The organism is Agrobacterium sp. A3-95 (assembly GCF_053521785.1).
In genome coordinates this window covers 1-21,210 of the sequence record NZ_JBNWDR010000009.1, presented here as the reverse complement: position 1 = coordinate 21,210, position 21,210 = coordinate 1, and the positions used below count along the sequence as shown (strand labels likewise).

General features: G+C 55.8%; 31 protein-coding genes. 24 read left to right on the top strand and 7 right to left on the bottom strand.

Annotated features, from left to right (window positions below; all coding sequences use genetic code 11):
• Positions 1-112: 112 nt before the first annotated feature.
• The 3 genes from ACQZ5Y_RS21100 to ACQZ5Y_RS21090 are packed head-to-tail and all read right to left on the bottom strand — an operon-like array spanning position 113 to position 1,337.
• The gene (locus ACQZ5Y_RS21100) at positions 113-493 is read right to left on the bottom strand and encodes an SLOG family protein (protein WP_174059816.1); all 381 of its coding nucleotides are present in this window, start codon (positions 491-493) and stop codon (positions 113-115) included.
• Positions 490-1,098, bottom strand: a complete 609-nt coding sequence (locus ACQZ5Y_RS21095; protein ID WP_174059815.1) for a GIY-YIG nuclease family protein — start codon at positions 1,096-1,098, stop codon at positions 490-492. Before ACQZ5Y_RS21095 ends, ACQZ5Y_RS21100 begins: the two co-directional genes overlap by 4 nt.
• Positions 1,095-1,337 carry a carph-isopro domain-containing protein gene (locus ACQZ5Y_RS21090; RefSeq protein WP_236762845.1) on the bottom strand — a complete coding sequence of 81 codons (243 nt, stop codon included), beginning with the start codon at positions 1,335-1,337 and terminating at the stop codon, positions 1,095-1,097. Before ACQZ5Y_RS21090 ends, ACQZ5Y_RS21095 begins: the two co-directional genes overlap by 4 nt.
• An 83-nt stretch (positions 1,338-1,420) precedes the next feature.
• Here ACQZ5Y_RS21090 and ACQZ5Y_RS21085 point away from each other — a divergent pair, with 83 nt between their 5' ends.
• The gene (locus tag ACQZ5Y_RS21085) at positions 1,421-2,002 is read left to right on the top strand and encodes a LexA family transcriptional regulator (protein ID WP_111808014.1); all 582 of its coding nucleotides are present in this window, start codon (positions 1,421-1,423) and stop codon (positions 2,000-2,002) included.
• Between the two features lie 98 nt (positions 2,003-2,100).
• Positions 2,101-2,292 carry a hypothetical protein gene (locus ACQZ5Y_RS21080; RefSeq protein WP_174059814.1) on the top strand — a complete coding sequence of 64 codons (192 nt, stop codon included), beginning with the start codon at positions 2,101-2,103 and terminating at the stop codon, positions 2,290-2,292.
• Positions 2,293-2,402: 110 nt separating this feature from the next.
• Here ACQZ5Y_RS21080 and ACQZ5Y_RS21075 read toward each other — a convergent pair whose 3' ends face one another.
• Positions 2,403-2,783 (bottom strand): hypothetical protein, encoded by a 381-nt coding sequence (locus tag ACQZ5Y_RS21075; RefSeq protein WP_111808010.1) that lies wholly within the window; start codon positions 2,781-2,783, stop codon positions 2,403-2,405.
• Positions 2,784-2,946: 163 nt separating this feature from the next.
• On the opposite strand from ACQZ5Y_RS21075, the gene ACQZ5Y_RS21070 reads away from it, so the two are divergent.
• From ACQZ5Y_RS21070 to ACQZ5Y_RS21045, 6 genes are all read left to right on the top strand, one after another.
• The gene (locus ACQZ5Y_RS21070; protein ID WP_174059813.1) at positions 2,947-3,201 is read left to right on the top strand and encodes a hypothetical protein; all 255 of its coding nucleotides are present in this window, start codon (positions 2,947-2,949) and stop codon (positions 3,199-3,201) included.
• A 5-nt stretch (positions 3,202-3,206) separates the two neighbouring features.
• Positions 3,207-4,064 carry a hypothetical protein gene (locus tag ACQZ5Y_RS21065; protein ID WP_174059812.1) on the top strand — a complete coding sequence of 286 codons (858 nt, stop codon included), beginning with the start codon at positions 3,207-3,209 and terminating at the stop codon, positions 4,062-4,064.
• Entirely contained in the window at positions 3,994-4,440 is a 447-nt protein-coding gene (locus ACQZ5Y_RS21060) for a DUF551 domain-containing protein (protein WP_419462424.1), read from the top strand. Before ACQZ5Y_RS21065 ends, ACQZ5Y_RS21060 begins: the two co-directional genes overlap by 71 nt.
• Before the next feature lie 285 nt (positions 4,441-4,725).
• Entirely contained in the window at positions 4,726-5,028 is a 303-nt protein-coding gene (locus tag ACQZ5Y_RS21055; RefSeq protein WP_174059810.1) for a hypothetical protein, read from the top strand.
• The gene (locus ACQZ5Y_RS21050; protein ID WP_174059809.1) at positions 5,028-5,255 is read left to right on the top strand and encodes a hypothetical protein; all 228 of its coding nucleotides are present in this window, start codon (positions 5,028-5,030) and stop codon (positions 5,253-5,255) included. The genes ACQZ5Y_RS21055 and ACQZ5Y_RS21050 overlap by 1 nt, the downstream gene beginning before the upstream one ends.
• Positions 5,243-6,244: a PD-(D/E)XK nuclease-like domain-containing protein gene (locus ACQZ5Y_RS21045; RefSeq protein WP_336510354.1), complete on the top strand. Its 1,002-nt coding sequence runs from the start codon at positions 5,243-5,245 to the stop codon at positions 6,242-6,244. The genes ACQZ5Y_RS21050 and ACQZ5Y_RS21045 overlap by 13 nt, the downstream gene beginning before the upstream one ends.
• A 473-nt stretch (positions 6,245-6,717) precedes the next feature.
• On the opposite strand, the gene ACQZ5Y_RS21040 is transcribed toward ACQZ5Y_RS21045, so the two are convergent.
• Both ACQZ5Y_RS21040 and ACQZ5Y_RS21035 read right to left on the bottom strand, forming a co-directional pair.
• Complete coding sequence (locus ACQZ5Y_RS21040) at positions 6,718-8,067, bottom strand: ISL3 family transposase (RefSeq protein ID WP_174059808.1); 1,350 nt, start codon at positions 8,065-8,067, stop codon at positions 6,718-6,720.
• 39 nt (positions 8,068-8,106) lie between these two features.
• The gene (locus ACQZ5Y_RS21035) at positions 8,107-8,475 is read right to left on the bottom strand and encodes a hypothetical protein (protein ID WP_174059807.1); all 369 of its coding nucleotides are present in this window, start codon (positions 8,473-8,475) and stop codon (positions 8,107-8,109) included.
• A 172-nt stretch (positions 8,476-8,647) separates the two neighbouring features.
• On the opposite strand from ACQZ5Y_RS21035, the gene ACQZ5Y_RS21030 reads away from it, so the two are divergent.
• From ACQZ5Y_RS21030 to ACQZ5Y_RS20980, 11 genes are all read left to right on the top strand, one after another.
• Positions 8,648-9,730, top strand: a complete 1,083-nt coding sequence (locus ACQZ5Y_RS21030; protein ID WP_174059806.1) for a recombinase RecT — start codon at positions 8,648-8,650, stop codon at positions 9,728-9,730.
• Positions 9,723-10,394, top strand: coding sequence for a hypothetical protein (locus ACQZ5Y_RS21025; RefSeq protein WP_174059805.1), 672 nt, complete (start codon positions 9,723-9,725; stop codon positions 10,392-10,394). The genes ACQZ5Y_RS21030 and ACQZ5Y_RS21025 overlap by 8 nt, the downstream gene beginning before the upstream one ends.
• Positions 10,391-10,594: a hypothetical protein gene (locus tag ACQZ5Y_RS21020; RefSeq protein WP_164056518.1), complete on the top strand. Its 204-nt coding sequence runs from the start codon at positions 10,391-10,393 to the stop codon at positions 10,592-10,594. Before ACQZ5Y_RS21025 ends, ACQZ5Y_RS21020 begins: the two co-directional genes overlap by 4 nt.
• A 243-nt stretch (positions 10,595-10,837) precedes the next feature.
• Positions 10,838-11,233, top strand: coding sequence for an HNH endonuclease (locus ACQZ5Y_RS21015; RefSeq protein WP_174059804.1), 396 nt, complete (start codon positions 10,838-10,840; stop codon positions 11,231-11,233).
• Positions 11,230-11,502, top strand: coding sequence for a DUF4884 domain-containing protein (locus ACQZ5Y_RS21010; protein WP_174059803.1), 273 nt, complete (start codon positions 11,230-11,232; stop codon positions 11,500-11,502). The genes ACQZ5Y_RS21015 and ACQZ5Y_RS21010 overlap by 4 nt, the downstream gene beginning before the upstream one ends.
• Positions 11,499-12,167, top strand: a complete 669-nt coding sequence (locus ACQZ5Y_RS21005) for a hypothetical protein (protein ID WP_174059802.1) — start codon at positions 11,499-11,501, stop codon at positions 12,165-12,167. The genes ACQZ5Y_RS21010 and ACQZ5Y_RS21005 overlap by 4 nt, the downstream gene beginning before the upstream one ends.
• Positions 12,157-13,278, top strand: a complete 1,122-nt coding sequence (locus ACQZ5Y_RS21000; RefSeq protein WP_174059801.1) for a hypothetical protein — start codon at positions 12,157-12,159, stop codon at positions 13,276-13,278. The genes ACQZ5Y_RS21005 and ACQZ5Y_RS21000 overlap by 11 nt, the downstream gene beginning before the upstream one ends.
• Positions 13,271-13,540, top strand: a complete 270-nt coding sequence (locus tag ACQZ5Y_RS20995; protein ID WP_174059800.1) for a hypothetical protein — start codon at positions 13,271-13,273, stop codon at positions 13,538-13,540. Before ACQZ5Y_RS21000 ends, ACQZ5Y_RS20995 begins: the two co-directional genes overlap by 8 nt.
• Positions 13,540-13,773: a hypothetical protein gene (locus tag ACQZ5Y_RS20990; RefSeq protein ID WP_174059799.1), complete on the top strand. Its 234-nt coding sequence runs from the start codon at positions 13,540-13,542 to the stop codon at positions 13,771-13,773. The genes ACQZ5Y_RS20995 and ACQZ5Y_RS20990 overlap by 1 nt, the downstream gene beginning before the upstream one ends.
• Complete coding sequence (locus tag ACQZ5Y_RS20985; RefSeq protein ID WP_174059798.1) at positions 13,770-14,021, top strand: hypothetical protein; 252 nt, start codon at positions 13,770-13,772, stop codon at positions 14,019-14,021. The genes ACQZ5Y_RS20990 and ACQZ5Y_RS20985 overlap by 4 nt, the downstream gene beginning before the upstream one ends.
• Before the next feature lie 46 nt (positions 14,022-14,067).
• Positions 14,068-15,057: a tyrosine-type recombinase/integrase gene (locus ACQZ5Y_RS20980; protein ID WP_174059797.1), complete on the top strand. Its 990-nt coding sequence runs from the start codon at positions 14,068-14,070 to the stop codon at positions 15,055-15,057.
• A 494-nt stretch (positions 15,058-15,551) separates the two neighbouring features.
• Here ACQZ5Y_RS20980 and ACQZ5Y_RS20975 read toward each other — a convergent pair whose 3' ends face one another.
• Complete coding sequence (locus ACQZ5Y_RS20975; RefSeq protein ID WP_174049388.1) at positions 15,552-15,794, bottom strand: helix-turn-helix domain-containing protein; 243 nt, start codon at positions 15,792-15,794, stop codon at positions 15,552-15,554.
• A gap of 175 nt (positions 15,795-15,969) precedes the next feature.
• Here ACQZ5Y_RS20975 and ACQZ5Y_RS20970 point away from each other — a divergent pair, with 175 nt between their 5' ends.
• The 5 genes from ACQZ5Y_RS20970 (at position 15,970) to ACQZ5Y_RS20950 (ending at position 20,515) form a co-directional block, all read left to right on the top strand.
• Positions 15,970-16,269, top strand: coding sequence for a DUF6634 family protein (locus tag ACQZ5Y_RS20970; protein WP_174049387.1), 300 nt, complete (start codon positions 15,970-15,972; stop codon positions 16,267-16,269).
• Between the two features lie 62 nt (positions 16,270-16,331).
• Positions 16,332-17,870: an AAA family ATPase gene (locus ACQZ5Y_RS20965; RefSeq protein WP_174049386.1), complete on the top strand. Its 1,539-nt coding sequence runs from the start codon at positions 16,332-16,334 to the stop codon at positions 17,868-17,870.
• 133 nt (positions 17,871-18,003) lie between these two features.
• Entirely contained in the window at positions 18,004-18,150 is a 147-nt protein-coding gene (locus ACQZ5Y_RS20960; protein WP_211380929.1) for a transposase, read from the top strand.
• Positions 18,147-18,437 (top strand): hypothetical protein, encoded by a 291-nt coding sequence (locus ACQZ5Y_RS20955; RefSeq protein WP_211380928.1) that lies wholly within the window; start codon positions 18,147-18,149, stop codon positions 18,435-18,437. The genes ACQZ5Y_RS20960 and ACQZ5Y_RS20955 overlap by 4 nt, the downstream gene beginning before the upstream one ends.
• A gap of 287 nt (positions 18,438-18,724) precedes the next feature.
• On the top strand, positions 18,725-20,515 hold the full coding sequence (locus tag ACQZ5Y_RS20950; protein WP_174059796.1) for an AAA family ATPase: 1,791 nt from the start codon (positions 18,725-18,727) through the stop codon (positions 20,513-20,515).
• The last annotated feature ends 695 nt before the right edge of the window (positions 20,516-21,210 follow it).

Genomic DNA, 21,210 nt, shown 5'->3' with positions numbered 1-21,210 from the left:
TTCCCCTCACGAATTTCGACCGGCCGCTTCGGGTCGGATTTCTCGTATCCCTCGATCTGATGCTGGACAGAGAGGTCGAATAGGATTTCTCGGAGCTTTTCGTTTTGGGTGGTCATGCATAGACCTCCGCTCGGATAACCTTGATGCCGTGGCTCTCGGCCAAGCGGATCATGTTTTCAGTGCCCTTGCCGCCCGGAAGCGCGATCAAGAAGTCTGGCTTGTGGAGGTCGATCATCAGCTGGTTCCGTATCGGACCGGCTGCTTTGCCGTGCTTCTTCCAGTCGGCCTGACAGACTGCTACCGGGATGTGTTCCGACGTAGCCCACTCGCCCGCGCCTTCGTCAGCGCCTCGGCAGCCGCCGTGGATGATCTTGTCGATGGTGAAGTTGCTCAGGCCGGACGCGAAGCTCAGCTCGTCCATGGCGTTCTTCTCAAGCCAGTTCCAAGCATCAATCCGGTCCATATCGCGACCGCCGCAGATCAAGACGTTCATGCCGCCACCTGCTGCCGTGTTCCGATGAGGACAAAATGAGATACCGGATCGCGGATAACCTCATGCAACCTGTCAAATTCAGCTTCCGTCGGGCGGACGGCGTCTGCGCGCTTTTTCGCGTAGCTTCCCTTCCACCTTTCGAGGATCGCGTAGACATCGCTAGGCTTCTTGAGATAGTTTCCTGTGGCCTGCTCAGCCTTCCTCTCAGCCCAAATCAACTGGAACTCGTAGCTTTTCAGTTCTTTCTGGAACTCTGGAATTGGCTTTCTCGGCTTCCTCGTCACATTGCGGATAGTGCCGCGATAGTCTGCGAGGTTGATTGCCGTAGCGATTGTCTCTCCTGCCAAAAGCTTGCCGATAGCAGTCAAAAGTCGTTCGCCGGGGTTAAACCATTCGCGGTGCGAGTGATAATCAGCAAACACCTCGTGAATTTGCTTCTCAAGGCTGTAGTTTCCGGGCTCTGTGTAGATGATCTCCAGTTTGAACGGAGACCAAGTAGCGAGCGCATCAAGACGCTCATCCACGCAGGTAGAACAGCCGATCTTGATCGGTCCGAGCATCCCGACGGGGCGAATAAAATAAATGTTTCGGCCTTTGGTCGTCACGCTGCTGGCTCCTGCTGGACGCCGCGCGCTTTGATGTTAGCCGCGTACAGCTCATCTGGATTGGACTGCGCCATCGAAATCAGGAGCGGCCAGTGACGATCAGGAACCCCGATCTTCGACCACTTGTAGACGGCGTCGTAAGTCAGTGGGCGCTTACCGGCAGTATCCACCGGTCCGCTTGCTTCGCTGATTGCGCGGGCGCCGCCCGCTGCGGTGATGATTTCTTCAATGGTTCGCATACCCAAACCATATTGAATTTAATTCCAGATATCAAGCGGGGATTTCACTAACCTTGATTTTTTTTCAAAGTTATTCTCGCGCCATGAGTTGGCCCGAACGTTTGAACGAGAAATTCACCGCGACTGGATGGAGCAAGGCAGAGCTTGCCCGTCGATCCGGCGTGCCTTACGACAACGTGAACAAGTACCTTGCTGGGAAAGTGGAAAAGCCGCGCGGCGAAATGCTGGCGGCGCTGGCGACTGCGCTGAATGTCGATCCGCTATGGCTCGAAAAGGGCATAGACACCGAGAACCCCACGCGCATGGTTCCGCTGAAGGGTTACATCGGCGCCGGCGGCCACGTCGAAGCGCTTGAAGCTGGGCCAGATGAGATCGAAGCGCCCGCAGACAGTCACCCCGATACGGTCGCCGCAGAGATCAAGGGCGATTCCCAGCTTCCCGTTCTGCAGAATGGCTGGGTTATCTACTGGTCAATCGCCAAACCAGCCAGCGCCATGATCAACCAGCTTTCGGTCGTTCAGCTTTCCGACGGCCGGATCATGGTGAAGACGATCCGAAATGGATCTCAGCCAGGCTTGTTCACTCTGACCAGCTTCAATGCTGCGGATATCGTTGACGTGCCGGTCGACTGGGCTGCGAAGATCGACTGGATCAAGCCGAGATGAAGGATGCGAGCGCGTTTATTGCCGAGCTTATCCGAGAGGCAAACCGCGCTCAAAGCCTTAGCCCAGAACGGCGCAGAGCACTTGCTGGACAAGCTTCCGTGTTGATCCGCGCGCTGCGCGCTGAAACCGGCATAAGGCAAAGCCGAAACTTCAAGAACGACGAGCTGTTCAAAATCGAAGTGGAGGCTCTGCGCGCCGAGATAGGCGACGACGCGAAAATCCGAGAAATCTTGATGCGGTTTGCTGACATGATCAGAACGCTGAAAATCATTCTCGATGGCAAAGAGTAATCCACTCCCTCCACCGTTCTACAAATACCCTCTCAGAGCAAGAACCAAGAAAACAAATAATAACTCTGTTCTTAAGCTATGACCGTTCTAATGGGTGCACCACCATGCCCCTACCAAGGTGCATCACGGTGCACTTCGCTTGGCGGAACGGCGTCCTTCACGTCGACGATCGAGTAAAGATTAAACATCTTCACGTTGTCGCCTAACCGTCGTCTTTTGGTTTCGATCAGACCAGCCGCCCTCAGCTTTGAAACGGCACTTTTCACAATCCTAATGCCGATATCGAGATCATCCGCAATCTTTTCCTGAGACGTTATCCATCCCCGGTCTTTCGGGTTATTTGTCTCCGCGATGTATATCGCGACGAGCTTTTCGACGTGAGACAGCTCAGCCTTGGGCAATCTCAGAACGTATTTAATCCAGTCATCACGGCGCCGGTAAAAAATCCCTGGCGCCGATAGCTCTTTCCGTTTTGTAGGGTGCATATCCATGCCCCTGTCATAGCATTGGAATTTTATTCAATCCAGAAAAATCTGGAATTATTTTCAACTCCGCTGTTGACTTGGAATTTAATTCAAGCATAATCGGCTCCATCAGCAGCGACGAAGCATCCCCCGCCGATCTCGCTGCCACCACAAGAACCGGAGATGGTCGATGGCGTTCGTAACTCGATACAGGATTGAAGACGGTGCCCGTGTTTTCAACGGAACCGAGTTCACGTCCGACGAAAACGACGTGTTCGAGTATCGCAGCGAAGGTGAAGCGAACGACGATGCGGACCAGTACGGCGGCGAGGTCGTTAAGTTCGAGCGCTATGCCGCCCACGCTGATCCGTCGTCTTACGCCATTCGGGTTTCCAACCCCATCGTCCACGGCGCCGTCATCGGTCGTCTGGAAGCAGCAGAGTGATGACTATGAGCAAGACAGCAACACTTTACGACAAGACCGGCGCTGCATTCAAACTCGACCATGAACACAACGGGACGCTCTACGTTCGCCCGCTGGTGAAGGTCGTTATGCAATCGACCAACTACCACGGCGACGACTTCCACGAGGAAGTGGATTTCGAGCCTGCTGATTACATCGTTTCGAAAGACGAAGCCGAGCTTTTCTATGCGCCTCCTATCCAGGCTGTTGAAGCTGAATTGGTGGCGAAACAGGCCGAGCTTTCCAAGATTAAAGCCGAATCTTCAAAGGCTCTGGACGCCATCAGAAGCGAAAAGCAAAAGGCCGAATGGGAACTTTCGGCGGCCAAGCGTCAACTCGAAGAGTGGATGAAGACCCATAAGGGAATGATCGACCTTGGAAAGCTTCTTGATGGCAAGGTTCTCTACCCCTTGTCGGTCGATGAAAACCGTTACCACGGCGCTAGGAACATCCCTCACATCCCGAAGATGAAGGACATTCGAGGGCTGCGCGTCGAGGGTGGCGATTTCGAGAAGGGCAAGGAATGGCGCGCCCGTCATTGGCTGTCAGATAGCTATGGCACTGACTTCCAGTTCTTCGACACTGAGGAAGAACGCGCTGCGGTCATACGGTCGGAGTTCGAGGCAACCTGCGCCAAGTTCCGTCAGAAGACAAACTTCACTGTCGATATCTACACCACCACCAACCTGCATTACGGCACGTTGCTTGAGTGGGTGAAGACGCACCCGGCTCTGAGCATCCCAGACGACATCAAGGAAATGAAGGCTGCGCACGATGCGGCACTTGTCGAGCAGCGCAAAGCCGCGCTGGCGGCGGAACTCGCTGCAATGTCGGCGGCCGAATAGCCCCGCAATCCAAGGCTTCAAACAAGGGATGGGAAGAATGAGCGAGAAATGTGACCACAAAGGAAAAGGGATTGCCGTTATGCCGTGGGGAGCTTGTTGCGCATGCTGTGGTGAGCCGTACCCTTATGTGGCTCCCGACGCGCTCACTGATGCGCAGGAACTGGCGGCGTGGCTACCTATTGCCACCGCGCCGAAAGATGGTTCCGACGTGCTTCTTTCCAGCCCCCACTGGAATGGCGATGTAGTGGTTGGAAGCTGGAGCTTCGAAGGGTGGAGAGATCGCGACGACAGCGACAAACTTGAGCCCACACACTGGATGCCGTTGCCTCTCCCTCCACCCGCCCTCTCCACCCCTCACACCCCAACGGGAGAGTAAGATGAGGGAGGCCATCGTTAAATACGCGAAAACGGGGAACGGGAGATACGAAGTTCGATCTAACGCAAACAGCGAAGACCCCTTAAACACACCGATTGTCGGTAGTGTGGAGAAGGTCAGCCGACCGCTCAACCAAGGCGCAAAATGGCGTGCTGTTTCTACGTCAGGGCGAACACAAGGGTTTGCGGCGACACGCTGGGAAGCTGTCTCTTACCTCATCTAACCACCAACTGAACCCACCAGCGGGCTATGTACCGAGTACCCGCGCATTAAAGGGCAGGAACAATGGCAGATAGCAAAATCGATGATGGCGGCCCGGCTTTCTCCGGTGGACTGTTTGAACCACAGCATGGCGGCACGAATGATCGTGAGCCTTGGAATGCTGGCATGAGCCTGCGCGACTGGTTTGCTGGTCAATGTGTCGGAGCTGCCCTTAGCATGGTCGAGCGCGCTCCCATGGAGCAGTACAAAACCATGGCTGCCAAGCGTGGTCTTAAGGTCGAGAAGGGCGTCATGTCTCAATTGGCAGCCATCATGAGCTACGAGATTGCAGATGCCATGATCGCCGCCCGAAAGGCTGGTGAGTGATGCCCCCTTTCTCCACCACCAACACACAAGAAGCGGATGAGCGCGAAGCCTACATCGAGGCTCTGAACAAGAGCGCGGCCTCAAACTTCCGCAAAATCAAATTCATCGAGTTCGTGACGCTGGTTCTCGTGACCTGCACGCTCATGCTCGCCATCTCTCTCGCTTCGGAAAGCTACCTCAAGGCGGATGCACTCGTAAATCAGGAGATCATTGCGTGGAAAAGATAGTCGACCAGGACAAGTTTAAAGCCATCGGCGGCATTGCTGGAAAGATGCTCGGCGGCCTTCGCCGGGATCGCAAATGGGATGGCTCGCAAATCAAGCTGGGAGCGGTCTACAGCGGCGTTCCGATTGAGACCTACCACAGCGACACCGAACTGTTTGACGGCTTCTCTATCTCAAGCTCTGGCCTTCGCGCCGTGCTCAAGCGTCCGTCCGAATATTGGGGCTTCTCGCCCTACAATCCCAATCCGTTCGAAAAGCCGGAGAAGGATAGCCTGGAGTTCGGCAAGGCGGCTCATATGCTGCTGCTGGGCGAAGACGGCTTCAAGGAGCGCTATGTTCTGCGCCCTGAGAAATACCCAGACGACAAAGGCAACGAAAAGCCTTGGAGCGGCAATTCCAACTGGTGCAAAAAATGGCTTGCCGATCAGAAAGACGCCGGCCGCGTCGTCATCACCGACACCGATATCTCGCATATCCGACACATCGCCAACTCGCTCCAGAGCAAGGAAGCGATCCGCCTCGGCATTCTGAACGGTCGCATCGAGCGCAGCATATTCTGCAAGCACGGCGATATCTGGCTGAAGGCACGCCCAGACGTGGTGCCGAACGACAGCGGCGACTTTGTCGACTTGAAGACAGCCGCCAGTGTGGATGACGAAAGCCTGTCTAAGGCGATCTATTCGCACGGCTATCATGTTCAGGCCGGTCTTCTCCGCATGGTCGTTCGCGAAATCCTCGGCGCTGACGCCTTCTCCAGCTTCACCTTCGTGTTTGTCGAGAAGTCACCACCCTATGACGTGCGCGTGATGCAGCTGAAAGACGAGGATATCGACCTCGGGGAAGCGCTGGCGCGTAAGGCTATAGCGACCGTCAACGAATGCCTGAAGCGCAACGACTGGCCAGGCTACGACGGCTTCGACAAGGCAATTTCCTATGCCGAGATGCCCGCATGGGCAAAGACCCGCATCAAAATTGAATTGGAGGCAGCATAATGCGATCTCCGGCAAGCCGAACCTACGACAGCACGGAAATTCCTGATGACACTCGGTTCAAGGATTTGGCCGGCGCAGTGTTCAACCGCCTCACAGTGCTTTCGTATGCAGGCAGGCAGGGCCGCTCTCACTACTGGCGTTGTGAATGCGTCTGCGGCTCGTCAGTCGATGTTCTGAAAAGCAACATTATCCAAGGCCGGACGACCTCTTGCGGGTGCTTTCACTCGGAAGTGGCCGGAGGAGTTATCACCCATGGAGAATCCCGAAGCGCGCCTGAGTTCGCTGCGTGGGGCAATATGAAGGACAGGTGCCTGAACGAGCGCAATCATGCCTTTGCGCACTACGGCGGCAGAGGGATCACCGTCTGCCAGCGATGGATCGAAAGCTACGAAGCCTTCCTATCCGACATGGGGCGACGGCCCAGCGCACAGCATTCCCTCGACCGCTACCCGGACAACGACGGCAACTATGGGCTATCCGGATTTTCGTGTGGAACTCATGGATTTCGCATACTGCTCTTCCATGTGGAATTTCGCCGTGCAGCGTCCGCACAGAATGCGCTCTGGAACGGCCCACGGGTGCTTCATGGTGACCTCATTCTCGGTGTCGATATGAGCCATGCACAGGTAGCAAACTTCGATAGGTCGGCTGGTGATGTTCTGCTTCAGAATGGCCTTGGCACGAATTCGTTTGAACGCGTATCCACGTCCCGCCCTGGCGAAGTCCTTGACCAGACGGTTTCGAGCCTCGGTGTAGGCGTTGGTGAACGGGTATCGGAAGTATTCGAATATCTGCTTATGCCAGTTGTCGACAGTCGCCGCGAGGTCTCTGAACTCAGGTACGGTGTCCGGAATGGAGGCTTTCCACTCGGCAAACCGTTTCTCCGCATCACCTCGGCTGGTCGCCTCCCATATCGCGTAAAACCCTTCCTTTGCCTGCCACGCATCGTTCAAGAGCGGATTATTCAACAGGACGCCGTCAAGGATGAACCGCCTGTGAGGCGAAAGGTTCTTGCCGTGAGCATGCAGAAGACGACGTCCTCGATGAGGATTCTTGCGGTCCCTCATCAACTTCGCATTGCGTCTGAAGCGGTTCCTGACCAGATCAAGCTTGCCATTCGCCTTGCTTACGACGTGCCACTTGTCGACGACAACCTTGGCTTTGGGAAGCAGGTCCTCGACGACCGTGCTGTACGCGCCCCACATGTCCATGGTGACAATGCGGACGTTTTGCTTGTTCGGCAGCCTGGCGATCCATCTGGAGACCGCGCCCTGATCCATACTCTCGATGATGTCCAGAAGCTTTTTTCCGTTGATGTCAACGAAGATCGACCGCTTCCGGCCCATCAGTGTAAGTTCATCGACACCCAGAACCAGCGGTGCTTCAATCACATGTTCGGCCATCTTCCGGTCGATGTACTCGTCGCTGATGTTGCGGACTGTCTTTTCATCGACATCCAATTCGCGGGCTATGCTGGCGTAGGTGTTGTCGATGGACGCGTAGCCAATCCACTCCACCAGGTCCTTCGTCATGCCTCGCGCCGGGTCCATGTCCGTCAAGGGCTGCATCATCGTCTTTCCGCACTCCCTGCATCTATAGCGTGCGACTTTGGCTCTGATGATGACGCGCCGCCAATACGCCGGGAGGTGTTTGTAGTCCAACGTCATGACGCCGTGACGGTAGAGGCGATCAACACACCCGCAATGCTTGCAAGCCTCAGGCGCATCAAGGCATTCGGCAGTGAAGACCTTCGGTTCGTCGAAGGTCGCTGGCTCCGAAGCTTCCAACACTCGCCAGTTCCTAAGCCAAAGCTCGTTCGCCATATTCACCCCTCGTTTCGGAGGAGTCATATCCCAACCGGATTATTCTGTGGAGTCATGAACCCAACGGCCGCCGTCCCAGTAGAGAGTGCCGCCTGGCAAGTCCATGTACTGATGCGACCAGCCCATCGCCCATTTCTTCAGCCGAACGGTCGCAACCGTGCCGTCGATCATGGAGAGTTTGGCTGTGATGGTCTCGTTCCTACCCGTCCCAGCCTTCGATGCACTCAGAATTTCAACGAAAGACGGCGGAACATCAGGTGGGAGGCAAGCCCGGAGCGTCTCATCAACCACATCAATCGCCGTTGCCTTCTTGGGCTTTGGACGAAGGGTCGCAGCAACCGCCTTGAGCATCGTCGGCTTATGAAGGGCGTCCAGTTCGCTTCGTTCAAACAGCATTTCCATCTGCATCACCGCACCCCTCTTTCCACACCAAAATCCGGTTGAAAGGTAGCACATGTCATGCCGAATTACACATCAAAATCCGGATACCCCAACTATGAACCCGGAAACTGCCGGTGGGCCACAAAGAAAGAACAAGCCAACAACCGCAGACCAGCAAAGCGCCAGGAGGCCCCATAACATGAACCAGGTTGCAACTCTTCCGAAGCGGTCCCTCGTGGATTCCATGGCCGCGAAATATGAAATGGAGCCGCAGGCGTTCATGGGCGCCGTCAAGGCTACCTGCATCAAGGGCGATTGCTCCAACGAACAGTTCGCCGCCTTCTTGATGGTCGCCAAGGAGTATGACCTCAACCCGCTAACGAAGGAAATCTATGCCTTCCCGGATCGCGGGGGCATCACCCCTATCGTCTCGATCGACGGATGGATGAACCTTATTAATTCTCATCCTCAGTTCGATGGCATGGAGTTCGTAGATAACATGGGCGACGATGGAAAGCTCTATTCCGTCGAGTGCAAGATGTACCGGAAGGACAGGCAGCGCCCTACCACCGTCATCGAATATATGAGCGAGTGCTCCCGGCAAACTGACCCTTGGAAGAAGTGGCCGAACCGTATGCTTCGCCATAAGTCGGCAATCCAGTGCGCTCGATATGCTTTCGGGTTCTCGGGTATCATGGAGCCGGATGAATACGAGCGGATGAAAGACGTCACACCATCCTCCCAGCCTTCGGTCATGGAGCGTCTTCGCTCGGCCCCACAGCAGCCCGGTGAGGAGCGAGAAGGATTTGACGCAGCATTCGTGCATTCCGAGACAGAAACCGCTCTAACGGGCGAAATTCTCGACAACACCCCTTCCGACGACACCCCCTCCACCGCCTCGTCGTCGGCAGATGCTGGCAATACGCCAGTAGATGAGGCCGGAGCGGATGATACCCCCGCATCGGATGCTCCGGCCTCGACCATCTTCCCAATTGACCGGGCCGACCTGATCGAGTGCTGCAATAAGCTGATGTATGTCGTGGTCAATCCACTGCTCGAAACGCCACAGCAGCGCCGCGCCACGCTCGTCTCGGCAAAAGACGACTGGAAAGACAAACTGCCGGAAGAACTTCACCAGCACATCAAGGCCTTTGTTGAAAGCGCTGATGCTCAGATCAAGGCTGACCCGAAGGTGATGCCGGCTCTGCGCGAAAAGGCTCTCACTCATTTTGCCGAAATGCTTGACTGCAATCTCTCTGATCTGGGAGGCGTCGATGGCTGACCGCCCTATCCTATTCAGCGCCCCAATGATCCGCGCGTTGCTGGCCGGGAAGAAAACGCAGACACGTCGCTTATTCAAAGGCATTGAGAGACTACCTGTCGGAACATTTCATGTTTTTGGGAATGGCGGCGGCATTGTCGGGGTTTGCGAGGAAGATGTTCCGACGCATGCGCCAGACTATGCCAATATCCAGACTGGTGATCGCCTATGGGTGCGCGAGACATGGCAGGGCCTGACGTTCGGTGACTTTCGCCCGACGAAGCATGAGCCTTGCGAGGTCCGCTATGCCGCAACAGACCCGTGTGCTGACCTTGATGCCGAAGCACGCGGCTATCAATGGCGCCCTTCGATCTTCATGCCACGCTTTGCGTCCCGACTGACGCTCGCCGTCATCGATGTGCGAGTGGAGCGGCTTCAGAATATCAGCCACGAAGACGCACTAGCCGAAGGCATCATCCAGCTTGATCGTAAGGCTTGGATCGGCGGCGGACCGTTGTACGGCCTGCACGAAGGCGAAGGGCACGATACCGCGACCGGCGCATACAACCGGCTGTGGCGCGATATCAATGGCGACCGATCATGGGCCGCCAATCCTTGGGTAGTCGTTTACGACTTCACCGTCCACCACGGCAACATCGACCAGATTGCGCAGGTGGCAGCATGAACCGCTTGATCCGCCGCGCCATCCACCACTGGCTCACTTGGAAGTCGAGACAGAACCTTGCCCGTGAATACAACTGGCAAACCGAGATCGACGCCGAGATCCGACAGGCAAAGCAATCCCGCAGCAAGACAGGACGTGTCCGCGATCTGGAACGCCGCAAGCGGGACATGATGACACGCGCGCTGGGAGGGCAGAGGTGATGTGGACCCCTTATCAAATCGAGATAATCCTGCACCACCAAACAAGCACAGGCCGATTCCCGAGGGCGGATGCGCCAATCTATGGTGGGGAAATCAACCACCTGCATGATCTCGGAGTGCTTTGCTACGAAGACGGAGTGTCTCGCACAACACCGAGGGGCAAAGCTCTGGTCGAAATGTGGAAGACGACGCCATTACCGGAACAAGCATGGATCGACCCACGCACTGGGGAAAGGATCGGCCATGACCAGATCGCTTGATGAGTGGGTGGCTAAGCACGATGACCAGAAGGTACCACCACGGGTCCGCCAGCGCGTTTTCGACCGGCATAACGGCATATGCCATCTGACCGGCCGCAAAATCCAGCCTGGGGAGCGCTGGGAGCTTGAGCACGTTCATGCGCTGATTCTTGGCGGCCAGCACCGCGAGAGCAATCTGGCGCCTGCACTCTATCCCGCTCACAAGGTCAAGACGGCCACCGAGATGAAGGTGAAGTCGAAAATCGCCCGTGTACGCAAGAAGCACATCGGCATCGCCAAACCTAAGTCATCCCTATCGCACCCAAACCTGAAACGCCTGATGGACGGCACGGTCGTTGACCGCCGCACCGGTGAAATCGTGGGAGGCAGGCAGCCATGAAGAAAGCAATCGCTCTGGCCGTGACGGCTATCCTTCTCGCGTCCTGCGGCGAAGACCCCGTTTCCACACACAGCACCGACAATCCGAACGTGCCGGTCGGCGTCCTGTTCGAGACCGATGGATGCAAGGTCTACCGGTTCAAAGATGCCGGTCGCTTCGTCTACTTCTCGAACTGCACCGGCACCACCACGGCTTTCCATTCTGAGCCCTGTGGGAAGGGTTGCACCAAATCCGTTCCGATCTCTGTTCCGACGGGAGTTTCGCCATGACCGCATTGGAAGAGCTCAAGAAGGCTTTCCCGAACATGTTCCGTCCGCTGGAATGGCATCATTTCGACGGACCTACCGAACACGGTTGCGGGGAATGGTATGCTCACGCGACACGCGGCATGTACCACATTTACGATGTGCGGGAGAAGTTTCCGAACGACAGGCCGTTTTATGCAAAGGAGCTGTCTGACCAGTTCGATACGTTGGAACAGGCTCAAGATGCAGTCCAGAACCGGCATGAGCTGGATATCGTCATGTGCCTTGATCCCGACTTTCGCTCAACCATCGAAAGCTTGCAGCGCGAGAACGATATGCTGAAGGCAGGCATTAAACGCCTATCTGACGAAGAAGAGCTTTTGGCTGAGACCACCGACGGCGACATGATGTCCCTAGTTTCACTGGCGGCAAAGCTTGCGGAAGCCGAACAGCTCGCCAGAACATACGAGGGAGAGGCTAACCAGCTTCGTGATGTCTCCATCAGCAACCGCATCCGTGCGGAGGAAGCTGAAGCAGGCGAGAAGAAGCTGCGGGAGGTCTTGGCGTTTTACGCGAACCCCGAGATTTACAAACCTCACCCTCATGGTCCCGCATTCGACCGGCGCGACCTCAGCTATAGCGCCCGCACCGCCCTCGCCAGCACAGGAGGCGAACACCATGCAGAGTGAAGAATTGTTAGAGAAGGCAGTCAAGAGTGCGATGCTCTCAGTTGTCAAGGAGCATCCTATGGGTCATTGGCGCGATGACCAGGTGAAAGAGGTTGCCCGGCGGGCGATAATTGAAGCCGCCCAGTCCGCTACGGAACCGGTAGGTTGGCAGTGGCGAAACCCGCGATGGACGGTCGGTGGCCAGTGGCAGCATTGCCCCGATGGGCCAAGAGAGGACAAGCTTCCCGATACCGAGTATCGACCGGTTTACGCCGCCCCTCCCGCGCCATCCGTGGCCGTGAAGGCTTTGGAATGGGATGCCCGTGAAGATGGGTCGCACTGCGGAACAAGCTCCATCGGTCATTATCACGTTTTCCCCGGCACAGGTTTTTCTTACGATCTTTGCGGACCAGTTGGTGGCAGGCTCTCAACACATAAGCGCTTGAGCGAGGCCAAAGCCGCCGCCCAAGCAGATTATGCTACGAGGATCCGCTCCGCCCTCTCCGCACAGGTGCAGGACGTCAGCAGCGACGATGACGAGGAAACCTATCAGATTGGCGTTCGCGATGGTTATTCGCAGGCTGTGCAGGAAATAGATCGACTGACCGGAGGCGACGGCGAATACCGATATTGCACCGACCATGATCCAGAGCGCCACACGCCGGGACCGGCTGAAATGATCCAGCGCATCGTTGATCGGTTCGAAACTCTCAACCTGATCGATGATGCCGAAAAGCGCGGGGATTTTTGGGATGCTCCCGGTTCCGCACAGGTGCAGGACACCCACGAACAGCGAACCGAAACCTGCCAACGTTGCCAAGGCAATGGTGAAATCGTCACTGATTGGGAACGGTATCGTCATCCGCATGAAAACGACGTTGGCGATGAAGCTGTTTCCGAATGCCCAGATTGTGACGGTAACGGCAAGGTCGCCGCACAGGTGCAGGACGTGGCGGGAAGCGTTCCAGAAGAGGTACGAGAAGCAGCCACAGAAGTTATCACGGCTCATGAGTGTGGGATGCTTCGGCAAACAACTTGGTGGGAAAATGCAGCATTTCTTTTAGCCGAATACGCGATGAGTTCAGGTGATTACGCCGCAGCACCCGCAAAGCAGGAGGTCGGCCATGACTGATATCGTTGAGCGCCTAGAATACATTGGCTCGATCTGTGAGGCAGAAGGGATCGCTCGCACAGCATACGACGGCGCGACCGAAATAACCCGCCTCCGCCAACTCCTATCCGAAGCAGACAAACGCGAGGCAGAGGCAAGGGCGAAGGCCGTCGAGGATGTTCTGTCCGCCCTCACCGCGCATGAGCTTTATCAGTATCGGCCCAAGGCGTTTCAGGGATTTATCGACTATGCCAGAAGCACCCTGAAATCGGAGGAGCGGTGATGGTGAATCTGACCAAGGCCGATGTTGAAACTTTACGCGCCTGCGACGATTGGAAAGCAACGTTTGAGGTGATTGCCATTCGGCAGCTAAGAAACTCGGCCGCAAGCTATCGGGCAGTGCAGCAGCGGATAGACAAGCTTCTTAGAAATGGGCTGCTCGAATTTGGTAAGCCCAACACCACTTACCGGATCACCGACGCTGGCCGAGCGGCGCTTGAAAGGAGCGAGGGATGACGGCGCCGGCACTGGTCAAATCCGCAGACCTGAAGCGGATGGCGGATATCGCCCTGGAGAAAGGCGTCCGTGTCGAAATCGAAGTCGATGGCAAAATAATTCGAGTTGCCCCCGATATCCCCGATAATCACAAGCAAACGTCCGTTGACCGCGACATTGCATATGGTGGCAATAGCCTCTCCGAATGGAGGGCGCGCCGTGAAGGTAAATCTAGTGGGTATTCACCGCGTCAAAAAGGTACTCGCTGACGGTACCAGCACTTTCTATTTCTATGCATGGCGGGGCGGCCCTAGAATGAAGGCCGACCCGAAGAACCAAAATGATTTCATCGCTGAGTATGTGCGTCTGACACGCGACAGAAAAGACGCGCCCTATAACGGCTGTCTGGCTGAGATAATCCGCCAATATCTCAAATCTCCGACCTACCTGAATCTAAAGCCGAGCACGCGAGAAGGATATGATTTCGCTATCAAAGCGATTGAGACGATGTTCTTCGACATGCCAGCCTCAAAGATATCGGCGCCTGGCGCTAGAACGACGTTCCTTGAATGGCGTGACGAGATAGCAGAGACGCACCCACGCAAAGCCGATCTGTACATGAGCGTGCTGAAACGCATCCTCTGGTTTGGCCTTGATCGGGAAATGATCGAGCGCCATCCGCTAGAGCGCGTCGAAAAGGTCAGCGACGGCACCCGCCGCGATGTGATCTGGACGGATGAGGATATCCAGACTTTCCGGTATGGGGTGAAGAACCCGGATGCCACGGGCGAAAAGGATAAATGGAAGATCAAGCCCACAGCCGAGCCATTGGTGCGCGCGCTTATGCTGGCGATCTGGACGGGGCAGAGACAGGGGGATTTGCTCAAGATCACATGGAAGGCATACGATGGCCATTCCATTTACCTGCGCCAGTCGAAGACAGGAGCGCACGTCAGGATGAAAGTTTCGGAGGAGCTTAAGAGCTATCTGGACGGAGTTCCACGGGGCAACTCGGTCACGATCTTGACCAATGGTCAGGGCCAGCCTTGGGCGACCGGCTTCAAATCGTCTTGGCGCAAGGCCGTAGAGAAAGCAGGCATTGAAGGAAAGACCTTCCACGACCTGCGGGGAACGTTCGTTACCCTAGCCTACCGCAATGGAGCATCGATCAAGGAGATTGCCGAGGTGTCCGGTCATTCCGAAAAGGACGCCGAGGGAATCATTCGGAAGCACTATCTGGTGTCGAGTGCGGCAGTTGAGAGCATCGAGAATCGCCAAAAACGGTTTACAGGCGAACCCGGATGACCTTGTTATCCACAGGGCGGTAAATGGGTGGTCTGTAAACTGAAATCGCTAGACACCCTGCAAAATAAGGGCTGCAGCGTTTTCCTACGCGACTGGGGGTCAAGGGGTCGTGGGTTCGAATCCCGCCACTCCGACGTTTTTCTTATTTTTTGTCAAGGACTTATCATAATTTGACAATTGGTTGATCGCTTAAAGCTGGTCCGCCTTTTCCACATGCACTCCAAGGCTGATGATCAATCTGAACAACTGAACAGTTGTCTGGATACGTAAAGCTGTTGCTTCAAACACTTTATGCAAACTCATCCGCCGACCAGGCGGATTCCCTTCAGAAGACTAGGCCGAGGAAGCGGAGCCCAACTTCGCAGCAGACGAGGCTTTGTCGTCTAATGAATTTAAGAGCCGGCCGACAGGCCGTCAATTCCGGCGAAGCCGGTTTTGGACCCCGACCGAAGGAAGGGGCTTTGAGCGCCCGATTGATCAATATTGATAGTCCGCTACTCTAGTCGCTCATCATCATATGAACCGGTGACAAAGTTGGTGCGGATGCCCCAGCCTTCCGTCGAAGTAGGCGCAAGAAAAATCACACCCCGCTTGCCGTAGTGGCGTACGAGTTTTTCAACGCTTGCGATACCAGCTGCACCTTTTTCGATCATGTAAATCGTGCGCGGACTGATGCCTGAATCCTCTGCAACCTCGGCCTGATTTTGACCAAGGACAAGTCGCGCGACGGCAAGCATTCGGGATGGCGGCCTCATGCCGCCGTGATGCCACCAAAAGCCCTTGTCCGCAAACAAATGTTGACAATAGCGAATACATCGCTAATAAAAGCGAAAATATCGCTAAAAAACACGATAGATTCGCTAAACCCGCCCGTCCGCTGTTTGCTGCGAATCGATAAAAAAGGAAGTCCCGATGAAGTTCGTCTACTTGAATTCAGAAGATGCCCAGCGGCTTTCCGTTGACCTTCGTTCCGTTGAGGCTGGAATCACCCACACACTCTCGCTCCACACCGCTCCCATACTCGAATCCCATCAGATGTATTCTCGGAGGACGGCGTGCCTTTCCGGACATGTCTTTGGACATCCGTCTCTGGCCGACGGTAGTGAGATCATGACAAGTCAGCTTATGTACATGGACACAGAGTTCGGCATCGCGCGTACGCTCAACCGTTGGTACCGCTTGGGGCGTCCGGCCGAAGCTGGAAAATCATGAGACCGCACAGAAAGCGGCTACGACTTAGAACCGATGCTCACTAAGATCCAATAGGGTGTCCCGTGAAGGATAAACTGCCATCACACAATCGCCATTTCCATCGCCGACAGCAGGCAGCAATAGCTGGATTGCATTTGCCGACCGCAGAGGAGCTGCTCCGAGGAATGGCCTTCTTCCGCGAAGACTTGAGCGAAGACATCCGCGAATATTCCGAACGTTTATCAGGTCTGCTTAAGAAGAGGGAGCGGACTGGGCTAGCGATCCTCGCCACCGTCTTGGATGAGCTAGTATTGCATCCCAATAACGACGCTGTGCTTGCGGTGGAGGCTGCTCTGGATGTCATCGATGAAGCCAAAGGACTGCCGTTCGATGAGTGCCGACTCCGGTGTAAATTATACCGGGCGTTCTTTGGGGATGGCCAAGCGACGGCGTTGATCGCCGGGGAGATTGCCCACCTCGCATCTGAGAAGCTCGATACGGCTGAAAGCCTCCACCTGCTGTGGCGTTCGCTCAGTTGGGCAGCACAGTCCCGTGCACTCGACGCGCGGCAGCGAGCAGGCGTATCTATTCAGCGATCGGCAGAGTGGTTCGAGATGGAAGTGCGGACCTACGAGGAGCATTTCCAAAATGCGATCACTTCGAGAACGGTCGCTGGGCCGGAAACCAAGGATTCAGTTGATGCCGACCTTTCTATCCCGACCTGGGAAGAAGAGCCCTCGGAGCGTCAGACGTTCCCGACTAACGGTGTCGTCGTTATCAACGGCGTCGGTAATGACACGACGGCCGAAGGGAGGCGAGTAGCCAAGGAATTCGAAAAGTTCAAACAGCGGGCGTTGCCTTTACCCGGCATGCCTCGATTGACCGAAGTTCGTGCGCGGCTGATCGCGGAATTTCCCTATGCAGTGACGGTTATTGACAATGTGCTGGAGTACCTTGATGGCCGGGCCAATGTCTACCTGAGACCAATGATCCTGCTTGGTGCGCCCGGAAGCGGCAAGACTGAGTTTGCCAAACGATTGAGTAAGGAACTCGGCGCGCCCTTTGAAGTCATATCTTGTGGCGGCCTGAGCGATAGCGCCATCGGCGGGACCGCCCGGAGGTGGTCATCGGGCGAACCAAGTCTCGCGATCATGGCCGTGCGTCGCCACCGGTGCGCCGGACCGATTATAATTCTCGACGAGATCGATAAGATCGGGACCAGCCGCAACAACGGCAATGTGCACGACGTGTTGATCGGCCTGTACGAATCGGTAACATCGCGCTGCTGGCATGATCCCTACATTCAGGCTCCATGCGATCTGTCGCATGTGTCCTGGCTGATGACCGCGAACTCGATTGAGCCGATCCCGGGCCCCTTGCGCGACAGGTGCCGAATCCTTCGTTTTCCCACCCCGGGAGCCGATCAATTGCCGACGCTCGCCCCGCGAATCCTGGAGCGGCTGTACATCGATGCGGGTTACGATCCGCGCTGGGCCAAGCCCCTCGAAGGATTCGAATTAGACGCATTAGCGAAAGTCTGGACGGGTGGTTCGATCCGAAGGTTGGAACGGGTTGTCGAAGGATTGCGAAAGGCGCGCGAGCAAGCAAGGCGGCAACAATGAGTTATCGAAAGGCTGAAAGCCTTTGAAGCGAGGCGCATGCGGAGAAAACCGTAACCGCTGTTCTGTCCCCACGTTGTCGTCGCCGCGCTGATCTGTGATCGCATAGCTGTGGACGAGCAACGGGAGTTTCTCCATGGAGAGTACATTGGAGGTTTTCACGACCGGGAAGGCTCGGCGTGAGGTTCACCGACACTGGCCAGACGAGGTGAAGGCGCAGATCGTTTCGGAGAGCTTGAGACCCGGTGCGACGGTAGTGAGGTCGCAGGGCGACATGGCTTGAAGCAGAACCACCTATCCACCTGGCGGACGATGGCGCGGCAGGGCAAGCTTGTACTCCGTGCACTCGTGGATGCGTTAGAGTTCGCGGCGGTCATCGTCTATCCACCCGTTGCGGAGCCGCCGATCAAAAAAGCCAGCCGTCCCGAGATCATCGTTGGCGGTGCCACGATCCGTTTGGAAGAAAGCGCATCTGCTGCCATGGCCAAATACTGGGGCGGTCTGCGCGCCTTTCCGCGAAGTAATTTCCGATTGGGGGCTGATTACAGACTGTCTGGTCCTGGGCTGTAACTGAAAAATACTGCCGTCTGCAACAAAATCACCTTCTGTCTTTGATTGGCATTTACGTGGACTACGCTTACGGATAGTTCTGCCGTTCTGAGGCCCTCCAGACAACAGTTCCTAGCCGCAGCCGCAACGATGGTGCGGATTGCCTTTGTGACATCGACAACTCCTATTGGAAGGGTAACTCGACGTGAGAAAACACCCATGTTGGTTCGCAGATGGCGCAAGCTGGAGTTGCTTTTTCAACCCCCCTCAGACAGGATTTGTGCGTCGATTCCATACCGAGGAAAGCCGTGTATATCGAAACCCTCACCCTGCAGAACTTCCGCTGCTTTGGCGCAACGCCGGTCACGATCACCCTGAAGCCCGGCACGAATGCTTTCGTAGGCAACAATGGATCGGGCAAGACCGCGGCACTGGAAGGACTGAAGCGGCTCTTTTCGCCTGTCGCCGCAGAGAGGCAGATCCGTCTATCGGATGTTCATTTCGGTCCGAATGAGGACGCGCAGACCCTGAGGGGAATTGAGCGAGAGATCTTGATCGATGCCGTGTTCGGCTTTGCCACGGAGACCGAACCGATGGTCTTTAACGATCTCTTCTTCTCCGCCTCGGACAACACACTGAAGGTCAGGATCCGGCTCGAATGCAAGTTCTCAAGCAGCGACAGCGCAACCGATGACCTCGAGACCAAGATCTATTCCGTCAAGACGCTTGACCCCGTGCCATTCGGTCCTGACGATGAACGGAAGAGCCCGCTCCGCGGGCGGCCGACCCAGTATGCCGAAGTGATCTATATTCCCGCCCATAGGGACTCCCGTGGCGTCAGCCAGACTGCGTTGAGAAACCTGCTACATAGATTGGAGTCGTCGGCGGATTGGAGCGACGATACGCGATTAAAATCGAAGGGATTTGCCGACGATTTGGAGGATAACCTCAATGCCACGGAGGCGATCAAGTATGTAAGCAAGACCCTCGATGGCTTCTGGAAGTCGCTGCACGACGGGCACTACGACGGCACTCCGCGCCTCGGCGTGGTGGCAACCGAATTTCAAAAGCTGATCCGCGATCTGACAATACGGTTCAGCAAGTCACCGGGCGGTGGCCAGAGGTATCTCGAAGAGCTCAGCGAAGGACAAACATCGCTTCTGTACTTCGCCTTGGCTGCCACCTATCAGACGCTGATTTGGGAAATGCAGAAGTCCTTGCCAAACGGCCTCAGCGGATTTCATCCTTCCGATTTCACATTCCCGGCGCTCACGATTTTCGCTCTCGAGGAACCGGAGAACCATCTCTCTCCGTTCTATCTTCCGCGGCTCGTCGCACTCCTAGACAAGCTGAACGAGACTGGATCCGCACAGGCGATCGTGACCAGCCACGCGACCAGTATCCTGAGCCGGATCCCACCTCGGAACGTTCGCTACTTCCGGAACTCTCCAGAAACCCTCACGAGCTCTGCACTCGAGCTGCCGTTGCCCAAGGAAAGCAGCGAGGAAGACAAATTCATCCAACAGGTCATCCTGGCGAACCCCGAGGTCTACTTTGCGCGCCTGGTGATCATTGGCGAAGGCGATACCGAAGCCGGGTTGAACTACAACTCCGTGGTTCGACCGCGGATCCTGGCTATTCTCGCAGACTATCCTGGACTGAGCCGCATTTCCAATCTGCTTGAACTCGTTGAGCGCGGGGAGACTTCTGCATTTCTCAATTGGACACACCAGGTGAAGGTTGGCCGTTTCGACGCACTGGTTCTGTTTCTCGCCGACGCCTCCATTGAACACGTGGATGACCTGAAGGAGGGCCTTCAGGACAGCGGGTTCGCAAAAGCTCTTAGAGGCGTCAGAGGCGTTGGCCCAAAAACCGTCGACTACATGGGGTGTCTCGTGGGTATGGACTCTGTAGCTGTCGACCGTCATGTCCGTACTTTCGCGAAACGGGTCGGTGTCATGGAAGATGACTACGATTTCCTGAAGACGGTTTTCTGCTACGCGGCCGATCTCTTGTCTGTCTCAAGAAGAGAATTCGACGCATGGGTCTGGCAGCGCGAGGCATTGTTGACTAAGCGACAGATGGCTTTCGCGTTTTAGGCCAAGAAGTATCGGCTTTTGGGCATCGAGAAACACAGACTTAGCGACCGGAACGGGCGCGCAAAGCGGAAATGATTTCCCCAAGGAAGCCGGGAGTTGACTGACAATTTAAAAGTCTGACGCTGGACAAAGCAGACATTGATCAACATTGACGGTTCAGTCACGCAAGGCGTGGATGTCGTTTGGAATATCATCCGAATGGTAAAACCACCCAAAAGGCTATCGAAACTGGAGAAGAGCTTGGCTCCAAGGTGATGAAGTGGGACAAACTCAAGGTGCTCCCGAAAGGACGTTGAAGACGTCCGGTGAAGTGGCGAGGCATCTCGTTAAAAGCTGCGCTCCGCTATCCGAGTTCAAATCCTTCATGTTCGGGTCTTCGCTCATTCGCATCGGCAACGACTTCGACATCCTGGTCGGCGGCCCGTCCCGCGAGCCGTTGTCGCGGCCGAAAACGAGATCAGACTCGCGGGCAGGAATTCAACAAACGGCAGCACTGTGAAAAACGCGAGCGTTTCTATGCAGACAAGATGCGCAGCTATATCGACAAGCTGAACGTGCTCAATCCAGACTACGACGCTGTTTCCAAGATCACTGGCTGTTGATTGCCACTGAGAACTGACCCGGCGTTTCCACCGAGAATTGACCCGCCTGTTAGGTATGTTTCGGGTCTGCGGTCGTGGTCAAGTTCCTCGTTT